Source organism: Blautia sp. 2227st1_G12_2227SCRN_220401, assembly GCF_039062885.1.
Taxonomy (GTDB): domain Bacteria; phylum Bacillota; class Clostridia; order Lachnospirales; family Lachnospiraceae; genus Blautia_A; species Blautia_A fusiformis.
This window is the reverse complement of sequence record NZ_JBCLNI010000018.1, coordinates 1-17,919: the sequence shown is the minus strand read 5'-3', so window position 1 is coordinate 17,919 and position 17,919 is coordinate 1. Positions and strand designations below refer to the sequence as shown.

12 protein-coding genes are annotated in these 17,919 nt (G+C 43.2%); 1 reads left to right on the top strand and 11 read right to left on the bottom strand.

Features of this window, described 5'->3' with window-relative positions:
- Positions 1-68: 68 nt before the first annotated feature.
- Positions 69-1,436 carry an ABC transporter substrate-binding protein gene (locus ABCM67_RS10425; RefSeq protein ID WP_173756803.1) on the bottom strand — a complete coding sequence of 456 codons (1,368 nt, stop codon included), beginning with the start codon at positions 1,434-1,436 and terminating at the stop codon, positions 69-71.
- 173 nt (positions 1,437-1,609) lie between these two features.
- Here ABCM67_RS10425 and ABCM67_RS10420 point away from each other — a divergent pair, with 173 nt between their 5' ends.
- A complete protein-coding gene (locus tag ABCM67_RS10420) occupies positions 1,610-2,350 on the top strand; it encodes an AraC family transcriptional regulator (RefSeq protein ID WP_110102967.1) in 741 nt (246 codons plus the stop codon).
- Positions 2,351-2,487: 137 nt separating this feature from the next.
- Here ABCM67_RS10420 and ABCM67_RS10415 read toward each other — a convergent pair whose 3' ends face one another.
- The 10 genes from ABCM67_RS10415 to ABCM67_RS10370 form a co-directional block, all read right to left on the bottom strand.
- Positions 2,488-5,187 carry a cellobiose phosphorylase gene (locus tag ABCM67_RS10415; protein ID WP_342992839.1) on the bottom strand — a complete coding sequence of 900 codons (2,700 nt, stop codon included), beginning with the start codon at positions 5,185-5,187 and terminating at the stop codon, positions 2,488-2,490.
- Positions 5,188-5,283: 96 nt separating this feature from the next.
- Complete coding sequence (locus ABCM67_RS10410; RefSeq protein WP_015526176.1) at positions 5,284-7,698, bottom strand: glycosyl hydrolase family 65 protein; 2,415 nt, start codon at positions 7,696-7,698, stop codon at positions 5,284-5,286.
- Positions 7,699-7,843: 145 nt separating this feature from the next.
- Positions 7,844-9,196 carry a VWA-like domain-containing protein gene (locus tag ABCM67_RS10405; RefSeq protein ID WP_287084504.1) on the bottom strand — a complete coding sequence of 451 codons (1,353 nt, stop codon included), beginning with the start codon at positions 9,194-9,196 and terminating at the stop codon, positions 7,844-7,846.
- Complete coding sequence (locus ABCM67_RS10400) at positions 9,193-10,203, bottom strand: leucine-rich repeat domain-containing protein (protein ID WP_342992838.1); 1,011 nt, start codon at positions 10,201-10,203, stop codon at positions 9,193-9,195. Before ABCM67_RS10400 ends, ABCM67_RS10405 begins: the two co-directional genes overlap by 4 nt.
- A gap of 188 nt (positions 10,204-10,391) precedes the next feature.
- Positions 10,392-11,801, bottom strand: coding sequence for a serine hydrolase (locus tag ABCM67_RS10395; RefSeq protein ID WP_015526178.1), 1,410 nt, complete (start codon positions 11,799-11,801; stop codon positions 10,392-10,394).
- A complete protein-coding gene (locus ABCM67_RS10390; protein ID WP_022427079.1) occupies positions 11,794-13,173 on the bottom strand; it encodes an APC family permease in 1,380 nt (459 codons plus the stop codon). Before ABCM67_RS10390 ends, ABCM67_RS10395 begins: the two co-directional genes overlap by 8 nt.
- Positions 13,174-13,349: 176 nt before the next feature.
- On the bottom strand, positions 13,350-13,994 hold the full coding sequence (locus ABCM67_RS10385; protein ID WP_022427078.1) for a GntR family transcriptional regulator: 645 nt from the start codon (positions 13,992-13,994) through the stop codon (positions 13,350-13,352).
- Between the two features lie 142 nt (positions 13,995-14,136).
- Complete coding sequence (locus tag ABCM67_RS10380) at positions 14,137-14,529, bottom strand: VOC family protein (RefSeq protein ID WP_015526181.1); 393 nt, start codon at positions 14,527-14,529, stop codon at positions 14,137-14,139.
- Positions 14,530-14,622: 93 nt separating this feature from the next.
- Positions 14,623-15,843, bottom strand: a complete 1,221-nt coding sequence (locus ABCM67_RS10375) for a PfkB family carbohydrate kinase (RefSeq protein ID WP_147603311.1) — start codon at positions 15,841-15,843, stop codon at positions 14,623-14,625.
- Positions 15,844-15,899: 56 nt separating this feature from the next.
- A complete protein-coding gene (locus tag ABCM67_RS10370; RefSeq protein ID WP_022427075.1) occupies positions 15,900-17,516 on the bottom strand; it encodes a mannitol dehydrogenase family protein in 1,617 nt (538 codons plus the stop codon).
- Positions 17,517-17,919: the final 403 nt, after the last annotated feature.

Genomic DNA, 17,919 nt, shown 5'->3' with positions numbered 1-17,919 from the left:
CTCTTCCTTTCCAGCAAACTGCAGGATCCAAAGATCCTGCAGCATTAACAATTATCCTCATGTGGTATTTATTCCGGCCACTGGATCTCTGTGATCTCCGGATAACGCTCCTGAATAGCTGTCTCAAAGTTGGCTTTTGCTTTGTCAAAGTCTACTTTACCCTGGAAGTAATCACTGAAAGCGTTCTGGATCAGCTCTACACAACCCTGGTCATATGCGGAAAGCGGTGCGATCTTGATATTCTCTGCAACCGGTGCAAAATACTCAAACGGGTTCTGTCCACCAAGGAAATCAGATGCGAAATCTGCATTTGTAGCTGCATCTTTCATACCGGATTTTGTATTTGTAAAATCAGAGTATTCTTTGGAAATCTTAAGAAGATTATCCTGATTTCCCGTCATTGCCAGGATAATATCTTTGACATGTTCCGGATTATCTGTTCCTGTTGCAGCCTGAATGTAAGAGCCACCCCAGTTGTATTCCTGCGGAGGATTTGTAACAGCCCAGTCACCTTCTGCTCCATCCCAGTTTGGTTTCAGAGTAAAGTCGATACCCCATGCCGGGAAGAGGAATGCGAATACCTTGGACTCAGAACTCATTGCCTTGTTCCAGTCATCGTTCCACTGACCTTTTACAGTTTTGTTAAGATAACCTGCATCCAGCCACTCTTTGGAATCTTTTACCCAGTCCATGATCTTTGAATCTACTTTGATCACAGAATCACCGGACTCTACCCACGGATTCTCAATGCTGTTTCCATACAAACGAAAAGTGTCTGCATAAGAAGCAAATGTATAATATCCTTTTTCTTTCAGCTGAGCTGCTGTTTCTTTAGCTGTATCCCAGTCTTTCATCTTCTCGCCAACTTCTTTCGGGTCATCAGTACCGAAAACATCTTTCGCAATGTCACGACGATATACAAGGACACCCGGGCAGCACTGCCATGTGGCGCCTCTCTGTACTCCATCCGCATCAGAAGCTGTTGTTTTCGTGAAATCATACTGATCTGCAAGATCCTTGTCCGGATCAATGCCAAGATCAGTAAGAGGCATTGCAACATCTGCATCTTTGTCTGTATATTTGAATACATAATCTGTCTCAGAAAGGAATATGTCTACCTTATCATCTGCACTTGCATCAGCCTGGTTGAGAAGTGCCTCATCCAGTTTCTGCTGATATACGCCATCCTGGTTCGGATTTACGATCCAGTGGATCTCTGTACCATCTTTCAGTTTTGTAACTGTACCATCTTTGGAAGTGGACTCTACTTCCGGATAAACAGCTTCCAGTCTCTGACGGAACTCATCATTCCAGGAATAAATATTGATCACTTTTCCCTCATCCGATCCTTTTGCAGATACACAGCTTACATTTGCTGCCATCATTCCACAAACCATTGCTGCTGCAAGGATCATAGATACCGCTCTTTTTTTCATAGTATAAATCCTCCTTTTTCTGTAGCATCCCCGATGCTTTACCTTTGATGATAAAAGTATACCATTTTTTTATCTGCGATTATATTATTAATCTTAACAAAATGTCAGATTCATGTCATAATATAAGAAACCAATACATTCCTTAAACATCAACATATAAGGAGGATATCAATATGTCCATTTCCCAAGACTGGATTACTAATGAACTGGAAGATACAGAACTGGAAGCTCTTCATCGCTCTCCCTCTGTGGAATATTCTTTTTACAATGCCGTAAGAGCCGGTGATATGGAAGCTGTAAACAAAAACTGCGAGGAAGACTCTTTTCTTCATCTGAAGGGAACCGGTATCCTCTCCAAAAATCCTCTGATCAACCTGAAGTATCATTTCGTTGTCACTACTGCCATGCTCACCCGTTACTGTATTGACGGTGGACTGGAGCCTGAACAGGCATATCGTCTCAGCGATTTTTACATTCTGAAAATGGATTCCTGCACCACTGTACGCCAGATTGCAGATCTGCATCATATTATGGCCAGAGATTTTACCGGAAAAATGATCCTCCAGAAAAAAAGCTCTATTCTTTCCAGACCGGTCATGCAATGCGTGGACTATATTTACGGTCACATTAAGGAGCGTATCACCATTCAGGATCTGTCAGAACATACCGGACTCTCTCCCAGTTATCTGTCCAGAGTATTCAAACAGAATCTTGGAGTATCCATAAGTGATTACATCCGCGAAAAAAAAATCGAAAAAGCCACTCACCTGCTCCGATACTCTGATAAAGCAGTCGTTGATATCGCCAATTATCTGAATTTCTCTTCACAGAGTCATTTTATCCAGATCTTTGAAAACTTCACCGGCCTTACCCCAAAGAAGTACCGTGACAAATATTACAAATCCATGTGGTAAACATCCTTATTATTATGGCTGATATTTTTTATCAGCATCAAAAACGACATCCCGCAGCTTTTTACAACTGTGGGATGCCGTTTTCCTATTGATACTTCTGTTTCTGTAATTTAACAATTATGTATAACCGATTTCGGTTACATCAGTTCCACTTTGATCCTGTGTGTTTCTTTTACAGAAAGCTTTTCGAGCAGTTCCCGATCTATACGTACACAGGTACTCTGTTTGTTTTTCATTTCCTTTTCATCGCACCATACTGTTTTTATTTTATATTCTGAAGGAAGTTTTTTCTCCGGATTGCAGATACAGATCTCCAGCTTTCTTCCGGCAAATTCCATAGTAAGAGATGCCTGTCCATTCTCATTATACTGCTTCGGCATCAGTGCCGGCGCGATCACCAGATCTCCAAGATCTCCTCTGACGCCAAATACCTCTGTGATCATAGTCAGCATATACCAGCTTGCAGCACCGGTAAGATATGCATACAATCCTCTTCCCTGATTATCAAAATATTCCGGAATTCCAGGATACATCCTGCTGTTCTCAAAATCCATGGCAGCGTCCAGAAGCGTTTCCAGAACTTTATATCCTTCTTTTGCATAGCCGTTTTTATACAGTGCATTGCCATACATAACAGCCATATGGGAAAATACCGCTCCGTTTTCCTTTTCTCCATAAGCAAACCCGAACATTCTTCCCAGATCAAATTTTTCTTCATGGAAATTGGTATTCAGGCGATATCCTCCTGCCTGACGGTCAAAAAGATATTTATCCGCACTTTTACAGATAGACTCAATCTGATCTTTCTGTGCGGTTTTACTCATGATCGCAAATACCTGACTGGTAAGCATCATACGTACCTGGCTGTTTTCTGCCCTTTCCACAGGACGTTTATGATCATCATAATATCCGTTGAACCAGCCGTTTTCTCCGTCTTTTACCCATTCTCTTCTGCGGATGTTTTCCATCATCCAATCTGCCTTTTCATCCAGATTCCGGCTAAGCTGGTCCAGACGGATCACAATAGTATTTCCGCTGATATCATGTGCACATTTTTCTGTGTACTGTCTCAGAAGCTGCTGCTTTTTCTCCGGGCTTTCATAAAGCTCACGGTCTCCGGTAAACAGGATTTCCATTTCTTCCGCAACTTCAATCCTGTCAAACATTTCCTTTTCCTGAAGTTTTCTCAGATATTCTGCGATGTTCTTCATATTTCCAGCATATGCACAGGTAAATGCCACACTCTCACCATTTTCCCATGCCATATCCATGGCATCGTTCCAGTCTGCCCCGTGAAGTTTCATCTCGTTGTGCTCTCCTACATCATAAAAATCACAGAGATTTTCCAGCAAAATGTGTTCCAGAACCGTTCCGTAATAAACCTCACCGGATTCTGTTTTCTGATTTTCTCCATAGGCACTGCTCCATTTTTCATCATGCGCAGTTCCTCTTTTTGTCTGAAGATCCTTGAAATATGGAATCTTCTCAAAAAGGACATTCATATCCCCGGTCTGATCCATATAAAGCTGCGTTGTCACAAATGGCCAGAAAGCATGATCCATCCACACGCGGGCAATGTTGTTGCGGTCTGCGATAAATTCACCCTGTCTGTTTCCGATGATCGTGGCATTGGTTCCATCGATGCGTACTCCACCGTAATTATCGACGATCATCTGACGTACAACAGAAGGATCCATGATCAGAAGTGCCAGACAGTCCTGCCAGAGATCACGCCAGCCTCTTCCACCTTTTCCATAATCATGATACGGGAGGAATGAACAACCGTAAATTCTTCTTAATATCGGCTGGAAACAGATCCATTTCAGATAATTATCTCTGTCCTCATCACCTGTCTCAAAAGAAACATTCACTTTTTCTGTCCAGTGTTTTTTTACATGTTCAAATTCTCTTGCAACCTGTTTTTCAGTTCTGTAAAACCGTGCAGTCTCCTCCGGCAGCTGATTTTTTTCAGATATTCCCGCTGTCACAACATATACAGCTGTTTCATGTGGTCTCAGAACCCTGGATGCAAAACGAATACCACCGACAGCTTCCTTTCCTTCAATTTCTGTTCCTGCCGGAACACCTTTTTTCTCTTCTCTGACCACCTCCGGAATCAGGAAAGAACCGCCTTCTCCGATAAACATTTCCACATCAGGATAAAAGCTTTCCGGTTCCGTTCCCTCGCCTTCAGATCCATATACAAAATATGCAGTATTATTCTTCTGATGACCTCTTTCATCAAAAGAAAGCACCGGTTTTACTTCAACACCGTACTCCGTTGTTCTTATCCTGTGCAAAAGGGAAGTCACATGCCTGTGATCTCTGAGATTGTCTGCACTTCTTCCATATACAGGTATTACAGCAACCGGTGTGATCTCCTGTTCTTCCTCTTCAATATTGGTAATCTTTACAAGATGGACCTCCACATCACCTTTCACTGTCACAAAAGACAAAATCTCTGACTGAAGTCCGTATTTCTCAGAAGTTCTGTGCAGCTTCTGCCACATAAATCCGGCTTCCAGGCTGCTTTTATCCTGTTTATCAGTATATTTCTGAAATTCCTGTTCTGCCGAAACTCCGCATGCTGACCAGTAACCTTTTCCTTTTATCTTGCACCAGAAATTTCTGGTGTTTCGATTATTATGAAGATTCTCAATGCTTACCGGTTCCAGCAGAAAATGATTCTGATCCAGTTTGCTGTCTCCTCCCAGAGAAGGGGTGATCGCGGATTTCAATCCGTTTTCTCCGGCCAGAGGTATATATAAACCGCTGTAATTCTCCGGATTTTCTATGGAAAAGCTTCCATTTTTATCCTGAAATTTTATATATTTCATTCTGTGATCTCCTTCCTGCCAAAATAAAACGGTATTTATATTCCATTTTACTTTGTATTCATAAATGTGATCTCCTCGCAATTTATATCCATTATGTCATGACATATAGAATTCAATTTCTGTCTCACCGGTAAGTTTCTCCTGCGGAATATAATTACCCGGAAGCTCTTCTCCATTTACATAGAGTTTTTTACATCCGGCTTCCACATGTCCCGGATTCTTCACAGTGATATGGAGATGACATCCACGGAAATCCTTGCTTATCTCAAACTTCTCCCATTCTTTTGGAATCGATGGTGCTATACGTAAGCCATAGAAATCCGGACGCATGCCAAGAATTCCTTCTACACATCCTACCATCACAGTAGATGCTGTTCCTGTCAGCCAGTGCACATGAGATCGTCCGAAATTCGGGCTTGCTTTTCCTTCTGTAAACTGTCCATAGCAGTATGGCTCCAGCTGTCTGATCTCAGCCCTGTCATTCTGCGCTGCCGGAGCATTCTCCAGGAAATAATTAAATGCACGCTCACCATGTCCGCAAAGTGCTTCTGCCAGAATGAGCCATCCCTGTGACTGTGAAAAGATTCCCGCATTTTCCTTTGTTCCTGCATTGTAGATAACCGCAAGTGCTCCGTCGAAAGCATTTGCATGATATGGAGGATCCATAAGGATTGCACCGTATTCTGTATTCAATCTTTCATAAACCATTTGAAGAGCCAGATCTGCCTGCCGCTCTGTTGCAAGGCCGCTGATCACAGCCCAGCTCTGTGGATTCAGCCACATATTTGCCTCCGGGTCAGTTCTCTTTCCGATAACCTCTCCCCGCTCCGTAAAACCACGGATAAAACGATCTTCATTCCAACAGAGTTCCTGGATCAATTTTCCAAGCTGCTCTTGTTTTTCTTCCAGGTATTTTATATATTTTTCATCTTTTTTGTACTTTGCAAACTCTTTCAGGATAGTCATTGCATAATAGAACTGTAATGCAACGAAAGTAGATTCCCCATCCTTTCCAAGTCTCAGACAATCATTCCAGTCTGCATAAAGTCCGGCCGGCATTCCATGTCTGCCAAGATGGTTCATGGAGAAGTCAATAGCTCTTTTCAGATGCTCGTATACAGTTCCTTCATCCTTGTTTGCAAACGGGATCACTTCATCGATGAATGCAAAATTTCCTGTCTCTGAAATATATTTGTATACAGTAGGGAACAGCCAGAGTGCATCATCTGCACGGTATGCCGGATGACCAGTTTCCTGTACATAGGACGCATCATCCGGTGTATCCTCATGTCCCGGATTATGTGTGAATTTCACAAGTGGAAGACCGCCGCCGTTATCTACCTGTGCTGACAGCATGAAACGGATCTTATCCAGTGCCATTTGGGGTGCAAGATGGATCACACCCTGGATATCCTGTACAGTATCACGGTATCCATATCCGTTACGAAGTCCGCAATAAGTAAAAGATGCTGCACGTGACCAGATAAATGTCATAAAACAGTTATATGCGTTCCATGTATTGATCATGGTATCGAATTCCGGACTTGGTGTTCTGATCTGAAAATGTGCAAGCTGTCCGTGCCAGTAACTGATCAGTTCTTCAAGCTCCACCGCGCATGTTTTTTCACAGTCTGCATAATGTGCTATAATCTCCGCTGCTTCATTATCCTCCTTCATTCCTGCCAAAAAAGCCATTTCCCGACTTTCTCCCGGTTCCAGAGTAATTACAGCTGAAAGAGCTCCACAGCTGTTTTCATTATAATTTCCCTCATTACATAATACACCGGCTTCAACCCCTGCCGGATTGTTGTATCCGTGATATCTTCCAAGGAATTTTTCCCTGTCACCACACCAGGAAGAAACCTTCTCTCCAGCCAGGCCGAAGAATCGGTTGAACACGTTCTTGTTATCAACCTCTTCCCCATCCTTAAGGCCGTCCAGATTCGCATGGATCATCTGACGTACACGATCTCCACAGAATACTGTTCTTGTAATATACTGGGAATACTGCAGATTCACCTGATCCTGTTCATAATTGCTGTTATTTGTAAACTCTGCATATCCAGTCACACTGATCTCACGTTTTCTGTCTGAGCAGTTGGTAACTTTCAGATTCCATACCTCATAGGACTGCCCAAGCGGTACATAGTATCTCACCTCTGAATGTATCTCGCTGTAATCTGCCATCATTTTAGTATAGGCTGTGCCATGATGACATTCACTTTTATACTCACTGAGATCTTTGCCAACCGGCTGCCAGGATGCTGACCAATAATCTTTTGTGTCATTATCCCTGAGATAAATATATCTTCCCGGCTGATCAAACTGATTAAAAATATATCTCAGGATTCTGCCGTTCGCCCCGGATTTTGCAAAGCTGTATCCCCCTGCATTATTGGAAACGATTGCTCCGTATTCCGGCGATCCCAAATAATTCACCCACGGAGCAGGTGTGTCCGGCCTGGTAATCACATATTCCTTTTTTTCTTCATCAAAATACCCATATCTCATGCCATACAATCTCCTGTTCTGTATATTTTCCGTAACATTGTCTGTTGTTACCTATTTTCTACACTATAACTGATATGCAGATAGCAATATACAAAATAAAAGATTAAAATATCAGATTCATGACATAAGATATGGATATAATTCTTTACAATTCTTCCTCCGTGATCACCAGCTTCATGGCCCAGGCCGGGATATCCACATCCTCAGGCTCCTGCTCCATAAATACAAATGCTGTCCGGTATGGAGGCATCTTTGCCGGAAAAATACCGTAACCGTCTGTAAAATACACCAGGCCCTTAAGATTTTCAAACTCACGTTTTTCCATCAGCTCTTCCACATAAGCAAAAGCCGGACGGAAATCTGTACCTCCATCACCGTAAAGTTCCAGGCTGTCCATGTAATCCTGCAGTTCTTCTCTGCTGGTGATCTTCACATCCGAATGCACCTTCTCATCACACTGGATAATGTGTATATTTACCTTCTGGAAAAAATTCCCGCTGTCGCTTAAGATCCCATAGGTTTCCTCCAGAAATCTCTGTACCAGTTCTCCTGAACAGGACATGGAGGTATCGATCACAATGACAAATTCCGAAACTTTTTTCACTTCTCTGGTTTCCAGGGGTTCGATCAGCGGCATATTCCCGTAAAGGGAAAGCCCGTAGGTATAAAAATTATAATCAAAGCTGTCCGGATCTACAGTCAGTTCTTCCCGAAATACTGCAAACTTCCGCAGAAATTCCCGATAATCATATCGTTCCCGGTTCTCTATTTTCAGCTGGTCCAGAAAATCTCCGTCCTGCTCTCCTGACTCTCTGGAAAAAGTCCCAAGGTCTGTTTCGATCCCATCGCTGATATCTCCCCATTTTTTGCTCATCAGGGGATTGGGTTTCCGGTCGGGCTGTTGGTTTGCCCAGTATTTATGGTCGTCCACGTAGAACTCTTTTTCAAGCTGTGCCAGTTCTTTTTCTTTCAGAAATTCTTCTTTCAGAATCTTGTAGATTCTCTCTGCATTCAGCGTCTTCTTTTCCTTTTCCAGAAGACGGTAGGTTTCCCTCCGGAGAAGACTTCTGGAATATCGGACTGAGCGGTGGTAGATCCCGTCGATCATATGCTCCACTGCAATATCGCAGCTTAAATTCCACAAACGCTTCTCTATTCCCGGCTTCCCAAAGTGCCGGAAAATGCAGTGAAATACCATATGGAGATATCCTCGATTCACAAGAATCCTGTTTTCTTTATAAAGCCCGCCAAGCTGTGCCGGATGGAAATACATCACAGCCCCGTCTGTTCCAAACGGACTGACCGAACCATCCATCTGATAAATAAAGCTGCTCAGCGCCACATCCAGAAAACGCATGCCAAGATACAGCTCGTCTCTTGCCGCCCGGAGGATGCTGCTGCCGATATCCTGGAGACGCTGGGCTGCTTCCTGGGAATTGGATCCCTGACCGGGCAGGAAGTTATTTTTATTGTTTTCAGTTGTTTCTATATCACTCATAACTGAAATTTCTTCCTCCGTCTCGCTGGCCGCCCATCATTTTCTGTCTCCCCGGCAACCTTCTGCTCTTCCTTCAGCATCCGGCTGCGTTCATTCATCAGAAATGCGGAAATCTCCATATCCTTCTTCCCGGACGCCACATCAATACTATGTTCCAGGCCCTCTCTGTTCCAGAATTTTTTCCGTGAAAGCAGCTCCAGACCATTTAAGCTTCCGCTTTCCACCAGATATTCCCCGATATCCTTAAGATTTTCCCGGATATAATCCTCATACTGCTTCTTCGCCTTTTTACTCAGCTGCCACGGATGACAAAGTCGTCCGAAGCTCATATCCACCAGAACCTCCAGCTTATCCATAACCACTGCCATATCAAACAGGCTGTCATACTCTGCGAAATTCAGTTCTTTATTATAGAAGCATTGCCGGTAATTGGTCCCGGAGCCATGATACTCTGTAAACAAAATTCTCGCAGGCGTGTTCTCCACCGCCTCATCGTAATGCTCCGGAAAAACCATATGCGCACGTTTTCCACCTGCCTCACCATTTTCATACAGAAAATCCACATCGATCTTCTGCCACAGCTCACCGAGGATCTCCTTTGCACAGGACTTGAACCCTTTTTTCTGATGGATCACAAGCTCCTTCAGCCCGCTACAGCCCGTAAATGCCCCGGTTCCCACCTGCATCAGGGTATCCGAAAATTCCAGCCGTTCCAGTTTTTTGCATCCATAAAAAATATATCTTCCGATTTCCTTCAGTGTATCGGGAAAAACGATCTCCTGCACTTCCTCTCCGGCAAGAAGCCTCTCTTCTCCGAATGAAAATGCGTCTTCGCTCTCCCAGGTTTCTGCATCTTCTTCTCCGTCCTTATGTGCAGAAAACGCATACGGCGCCGCACTGACTACCGGAAGACCATTGATCTCTTCCGGCAGCACGATCCGGTCATCGGTACCATAACACCGAACGATCTCTATTGCATTATTTTTAATTCTGTAATGTATTTTCATCGTACACTTTCTTCCCTATGTCACAATAATAAAAATTTCTGTTTCCTATTGTAGACTTATTCCAAACAAAAAACAACCCATCGGACCACTGATGGCAAGTCAGTATCCTGCGGGTTGTTCGTTTCTTTTATCATAAGGTTGGAGGAATTGCTATATTTTTATCGGTCTATACTTTGAGTTTTTTCTCTTCAGGATTTAAAGTTTCCTGTAAACTTCCATACCATATCCGGCTGTTCCGGAAGATAGGTAACGTTAGGTCTCCAGGTCGCGATCACGGTATCTTTAGAATTGACCCAGAAGGAATACTCTTCCCTGTAGGAAGTGTTGAGCAGTCCCACAGACAGATATAACGTTTCCTGATCCATTCCATAAGCAATGCTGTGATATCTCTTTGTAAAATCATCCGGATAAAGATCGTTCTGTTTCCAGCTCTTAAATCCTGCATAAGCAATCTTTTTCTCACCCTGGACTATCATTTCCAGACGCAGTTTACATCCTTCCGGAATGATCTTTGCACTTTCAATGTTTCTCGGATTTTCTGTAAAAATAATCTCCCGGTTAAATAATCCACTGAGTTCTTTTTCCGCAGTTTTCAGTCTGCCTTCCGGCTGTGGCAGAGAAAGGCTTTTTATTTTTGCTTCCAGATATTTCTCTCCTTCTTCCCGTTTTTCTTCCGGGCAAGGTATGGAAACTGCTTCCTTCATATATTTAAGGCAGATATCTGCCGCAAGATATTCTCTCGCACCTGCGGTAATGCCAATAGCAACCGGAAGTTCCCGGAAGCACACCAAATACTGTCCAAATGCTCCTTCTGCCGCAAAGATCTCTTTTCCTGCTTTGATGTGATATGCATAATGAGTCAGTGCTTTTTTCTCATCTCCGGGAATTACGACTCTTGACTGTCCCATCTCTTCGATCCACCACTGTGGCACCAGCTGCTCACCCTTCCAGTTTCCTTTCTGGAGAAGGAGCTGTGCCAGTGTGGAAATCTGATCTGCGGTCAGATACATGCCCCAGCCGCCGGTATTATGTCCCTCAGGACTTGTAAGCCAGTTGATCTTTCCAAAACCAAGTTTGTCAAAAACACGTTTCTGCATAATGGACAGACAGTTTTCACCCATAACTTTGGTCACGATCCTGGAAAGTGTATAGCTGCATCCGGAATCATAATGAAAAACTTTTCCGATATCTTCTTTCAGCTTAGGCTGTCCAAGCCAGTTCTTCTCCCAGTCTTTTTCCAGTCTGGAAAACCATACATTATTACAGCATTCCGGGGAACCGGCCTGCATGGTAAGAAGATCATATACGGTAATATTTTCCAGGGCTTCATCATATTCATCCGGAAGATCTTCTCTCACATAATCCAGAAATTTATCCTCCAGATGAAGTTTTCCCTCATCCACCGCAAATCCAACACAGATACTTGTTCCGATCTTTGATAAAGAATGCAGCATCTGCGGCTCTTCCATTGAGAAAGGTGCCCAGGCTCCTTCAACAACCTTTTCTCCTTTATACCGTACAGAAATACTGTGTAATTCTACGGTGTTCTCAAGTTCCTCAAGCATTTTTGCCAGCTTGAACGGATTTAATTCATTCATTTTTTTCCTCCTCTGCAGGCTGCCATATGGATGTCTCGATACGGATTCCACCTTTTCTGGTGAGATATACACCAATCAGGATCAATGCAACCATAACTATAACAGCAGATACTGCATATACAAGTTTAATACTGAAAATTCCTTTTATAAAAATAATCGTGTAAATGATGATACTGATGGTACAGAATACGTAAAGTCCTGCACTGGAAAGGTGAAATTTGTTCTTCTTCCAGGTATCCGGATATTTCTTCGGAAGACGTGAAATTGCATACACAACTGTAACATTCATAAAAAATGTGATCACCTGGAAAATATTTGTGATCGTCACGATACTCATATCAAAAATGATCGGAAGCAACACTACGATCAGTGTGTAGGTATAGATCAGGTACGGTGCTCCGAAACGGTTTTCCTTCAGAATTCCTTTCGGCAGCCATCCATCCTTGGCAGCCTGAGCGATCGGATATCGTACATCATTAAATACACCATTCAAAGTAGTGATGATTGCCATGATCGGTCCGCCGATCATAAAAAGTTTATACACAATACCAGGAAGGATCTCCTGTGCTGCCGGAAGGATTGTTTCCACACCTGCAACCTCATCGTGAGGAAGCACCCCACCTGTAACCATCGCAAGGCCCACATAAATAAAAAGCAGACATGGCACGCAGGACATTGCCGCAAACGGAACATCTTTCGTTGCTCTTTTCGCGTCTTTACCATACCACAGAATATTGTAGTAACCATTTGCGGAATTGATAAGAAGAAGTGCCGCCAGCATAAAGCCTTTAAAGCCGCCGGTAAACATCTTATCTCCTGAAAAATCAAAGATCGGCTGTCTGATCTGTGTAAGTCCGAAAACAACATACAGAACCATTGTGATCAGAAGAACCGTTGATAATATCTTGCTTACCTTTGCAAAAATATCCATTCCCAGAAGATTCAGAACAAACAGGATAACAACACCTGCGATTGCCAGTGCTTTCACTGTAATTCCCGGGAGGAGATTATTCAAATACAATCCCAGTGCCAACGCAAAAGAACTGTTGAGGATCGGCGTTACCAGTTTCGTATAAGCTACCAGACCTCCGGTGCTGACTCCGGAAAGGTTCGTTACGATGGAATACGGGCCTCCTGCCACGCGCATGGTCCCACCAAGAATAATATACGGAAAAACCATAAAGAATCCCATGACAATCGCTGTCAGATAAGCAAGCCATACAGAATAACCGGTATAAGCCATTGCCGGTCCGATCAGAGTTACCATTCCGGAGCCGATTACCATTCCTACTGCGATTGCAAAAAGATCACCACGCTCAAGTATACCCGGTTTCGGTTCCGGCTTGTTCACAATTATGTTCTTGTCGTTCATTTCATTGCGCCTTTCTTTACTTCTTCACTTTTTATTTTTTATTTTTTATATTGTATACATAAAGAATAGTGAAAAACGCCGTAACTGTCAATAACAATTAACAATTTCGGCGTTTTGTAAAAATTATCTGTTCTGTTTTTGTATACTTTTTACAGAAAAATGGTAATTTCTACAGCCTAATTATACCGTTGCACAAAGTTCTCACAACTGCTTTTTATATGTTTCTGCATACGCAGATAACATTCCATAGAATCACCTTTTCGAATACTTTCTACAATTTCCTCATGCTCTTTCAGAGATTTTCTTACGTACTCTTCTTCATTTACCAGTACGCCTCTGGACAGTCCGTTCCACAGTTCTGACAGCATATTTTTAAGTTTATCATTTCCTGCTGCTGTCCATAATTCCATGTGCAAAGTCTGATTGAGACTTGAATAACTTTCAAAATCACCTTTTTCTATCTCTTCTCTGGAAACCTTGAGGATCTGATCAATCCTCTGAAGATCGATCTTATTTTCACAACACAAAACACAGGCTTCACTTTCCAGTGCCGCCCGCACCTGAAAATGTTCGCGGATCGTTTTTTCATTCACTCCAAGAACTACTGCACGTTTATTTCGCTCCAGTTCCAGAAGTCCATCTCTTGCCAGAATCTGAAAGGCTTCTCTTGTAGGTGTAATGGACACTCCAAGTTCCTGCGCAGTACTTTCCAGTGTCAGAATTTCCCCCGCCGGAATTTTTTTTGAAAGAATTGCCTCTCTGAGATTCGCCGCAATCTTTTCTCTTATGGGTAAAGTCTTTATTGGTTTAAGTCCCAGCATGTATATACTCCTGTTCTTATAGATCTTTTTTATTTAGATGAATATTAACAGTATTCTATTCTAGCGTATTTTTACTGTATTGTAAATTCCCATTAAGACAGGTACCCACATTCTTGCAGGAGACTTAACTGACTTACACATTTTATAAATACTGGCTGAACTCCACCTTCTCCTTATTCGGGCCTTCAATAGTAAAAAATTTCACGCCATTCTCCCAGAACGGCAGAAAATGCACCTCGTCATTGGTGGTATTCAGTCCTGCTGCTGTCACCAGCTCGTGGACTTTCTCCACATCCTTCACATCAATGGCAACATGGTCAATGGCGCCGGATTCCATTTTTGCTGCTTTGTTCTCGTAAGTCTCGATCACAAGATTTCCAAGCTTCAGGAAAGCAACCTTCTCATTGGCAGCCTCGTTCACCGTCTGGAAAGCGATCTTAAATCCCAGTGCCTCATAAAATTTAATGGTTGTCTCAATATCATTGGTTGGCACGCCTACGTGCTGAACTCCGTTCATCTGATCTTTTAAATTCATTTCAAAACCCCATCCTTTCATAAATCTGACATACTCATAAACACAATCGCTTCGCAATTTAGATTCAACTCTGCTACAGTTTTATGAATACGATCACTCTGCAATTCTGCGTTCCACCTGTGCAAGCTCCGGCATTGCCGGGATCGCACCTTTTTTCTCCACGCAGAGACTGGCCACTGCATTGCCGAAACGGGCAAATTCCTTCAGATCCTCCTGGGTCAGCTCGTCCAGATGTTTCTCTGCTGTGCTGACTTTGTACAGGAAACCGCCCCAGAAAGAATCTCCGGCTCCGTTCGTGTCTGCGATCTGTTTCACTGCAAATCCCGGTACCATACAGCCGCCATCCTTGCCGTAAAGATATGCTCCTTCGCCGCCAAGTGTAACTGCCACAACTTTCACGCCCTGGCTGTACAGTGCTTCTGCTGCCTCCCGGACATCCTTATGATCTGTCAGAAGTTCTGTCTCTTCATCCGAAATCTTCATAAGATCCACATAGGGAACCAGGCTTCTCATATGCTTCTTCGCTGTCTTTTCATCCGGCCACAGAGATGCACGGTAATTGGGATCGTAAGAAATCACGCTGCCCTTGTTTTTTGCTCTTTTTACCGCATAAAACGTGGTATCTCTTGCAGGCTGATCCGTCAGGGACAGGGATCCAACATGAAAAATATGGGTATGATCCAGCACATCCACATCCACTTCTTCCTTCTGGATCTTCGTATCCGCTCCCGGTTTTCTTGCAAAAGAGAAAGTCCTCTCTCCAGTCTCGCTGACTTCCACAAAAGCCAGTGTAGTAAAATAATTTTCGTCCAGGAGCATACCCTTGGTATCCACGTTTTCTTTCTCAAGAACAGATTTCAGGAACTTTCCGTGCATATCTTTTCCTGCTTTACCGATAAATGCAGTATGAGCTCCCAGTCTGCTGGCTGCAACTGCACCATTGGCAGGTGCACCGCCCGGATTTCTGGCATACAGCATCTGTCCATCCTCATTGATATCCTGAGATGTAAAATCGATCAGGATCTCACCAAAGGTTGTGATATCATAGATGGATCTTTTCACAGCATCTCCTGTGTCCACAATAAGGTTCTGATCAAGCAGCTGAAAAAGGATCTTCTCGCATTCTTTCTCATTATCTGTATGTATATGAAGCTCTCCCTCGTCAAACTCAGGCATACTTAAGACACCAAGCATAGACTTCGCATTTACAACATAACGGCCATAACATAATTCTACATCATAGGGGATGGATTCTGCAATACTTACCAGCTTTCTTGCATTCTGCATTGTGCCTAAAATTACTTTTACTATCATTTTTGTCTACTCTCCTATGCAAAATACTTACATAAACCGTTCTCGTAACCCTGGTTTTATTTTACATATTTATGAATAGTTGCCTTTACAGCTCCGGGTCCTGCGATCATCTCACGGAACATATCCTCGATCTTCTCTCCGACACCATCTTTATAAAGGTCTGTGAAGAACAATCTCTCATTGGAAAGGATCGGCTTCAGCTGATCCTTGAAGGTTTCCGGTTTTCCGATCACGATATCGCCAAGCTGCTCTGTGATCTCCTCATTCATCGGGTCCGGTGCAAGCTCAAATTTGTTTCCTTCGTCATCTACAGCCAGCATGTATCTCAGCCAGCCTGCGATTCCCAGCGGGATTGCTGTCAGTCTGGAAGCATCTCCAAATTTCTTCACATATGCTTTTACAGTCTCACCGAAACGGATACCTACCATCTGGGACACATCTACAGCCAGACGAAGGTTGGTATCTCCAAGATACTCATTCGGGAAACGGTCATTAAAGAGTTCATCCACAAATGCCTGCGGGGAAAGGATTCCAGGATCTGCAACTACCGGAAGTCCCTCGTCATAAGCAACCATACGGGCCATTTTCATCATATCTTCGTTGGTGTTCAGCATATGTGCAAACAGATCATAGCCAAGTACCACACCAAGAGGGCCGGTTGCGGAATGTACAGGATTCAGGCATACGGTTACTTTCATTCTCTCGGAAAGATTGACGGTATTTCTGTCCGCCATGTATACGCCGAAGCCTTTTTCCAGAGCAGGGCGTCCGTTAGGGAAGCTGTCCTCGATAACAAGATACTGTGGCTTCTCAGCATTAACAAATGGTGCTATGTATGTCTTCTTTCCTGTGATCACCGGCTGCATGTCTTCAACGCCAAGCTTCTCAAGGTCTGCTGCGATCTGCTCGCTTGGACGAGGTGTGATCTTGTCGATCATGGTCCACGGGAATGCAACCACCTTCTCGTCCGTTACATAATCTACGAAGCCATCATCTACGAAGCCCGCTTTATGCCATTCCTCTGTCATAGTCAGCACGGACTCACGAAGCTTGGCGCCGTTCTGTGAGCAGTTGTCCATGGATACCAGGGCGATCGGATATTTCCCTGCTTTATATCTCTCATTCAGCATAGCCACAAGAACTGCCATTGCTCCCGTTGCCTTATCCGGTCCGTTCTTAATATCTGCTTCCACAAACGGGAACCATGTTCCGTCTGCTTTCTGGAGTGCATAACCCTTTTCTGTGATAGTGAAGGAAACCAGCTGCAGGGATTTAGCCGCAAAAATTTCTTTCAGGCGGTCCCATTGTCCAGCATCAGATGACTGTGCTTTCACTGCTTCTGCAAGCGCCCCAAGAACTTTGTATTCACGGGTTCCATCACCGTGGAGAATGACATTTAAGCCAAGGTTGTCATATGGCGCGTAAATCTTATCTACTACATCATAATCAAAGGTCTCTACACATGTGATGCCTCTGTCAAGAACTCCCCCTTCCAGAAGACCATCTGCAATACCTCCGATAAATACACGGAAGATATTTCCGATTCCGAAATGTACCCAGCCTGGCTCCTTCTTCGCTTTCTCAGTAACTGCCTCTACATCGTATCCTGGAAGATTGATGCCTGCTTTCTCCCATGCTTCACGCTCTTTGATTCCTTCTCTTGTTAATTTCATGATAGAACCTCCTTTTTTTCGTTCATTTCGTTATTTATGTCTTTTACTTATGTTTATGTCTTAACTGTAAGTAGAGTATAAAACTTTCCTTTTTAAAAATCTATTGGCAAAGCGTCTAATTTTACTCTTATTTTTTTGTTTACTTTTACCCGTTCTCCCCTACATTGCATTTCCCGCAAATTTATACTAAAATACATTTAACAAATGTAGCAAGAATTCTCCCACCTCTTCAGGTGGGGAGATGAATTGCACATCTGAGCATATCTGCTCAAAAAAATCTCTATAGTATAAAAAAACACTTGTTCTCCATTCCCTGATGTAGTATGCTGAAAAAGAACAATTAGTTCATAAATACATATCCGTCGATATAAGAAAAAGGATGATAAATATAATGGAGTTAGAC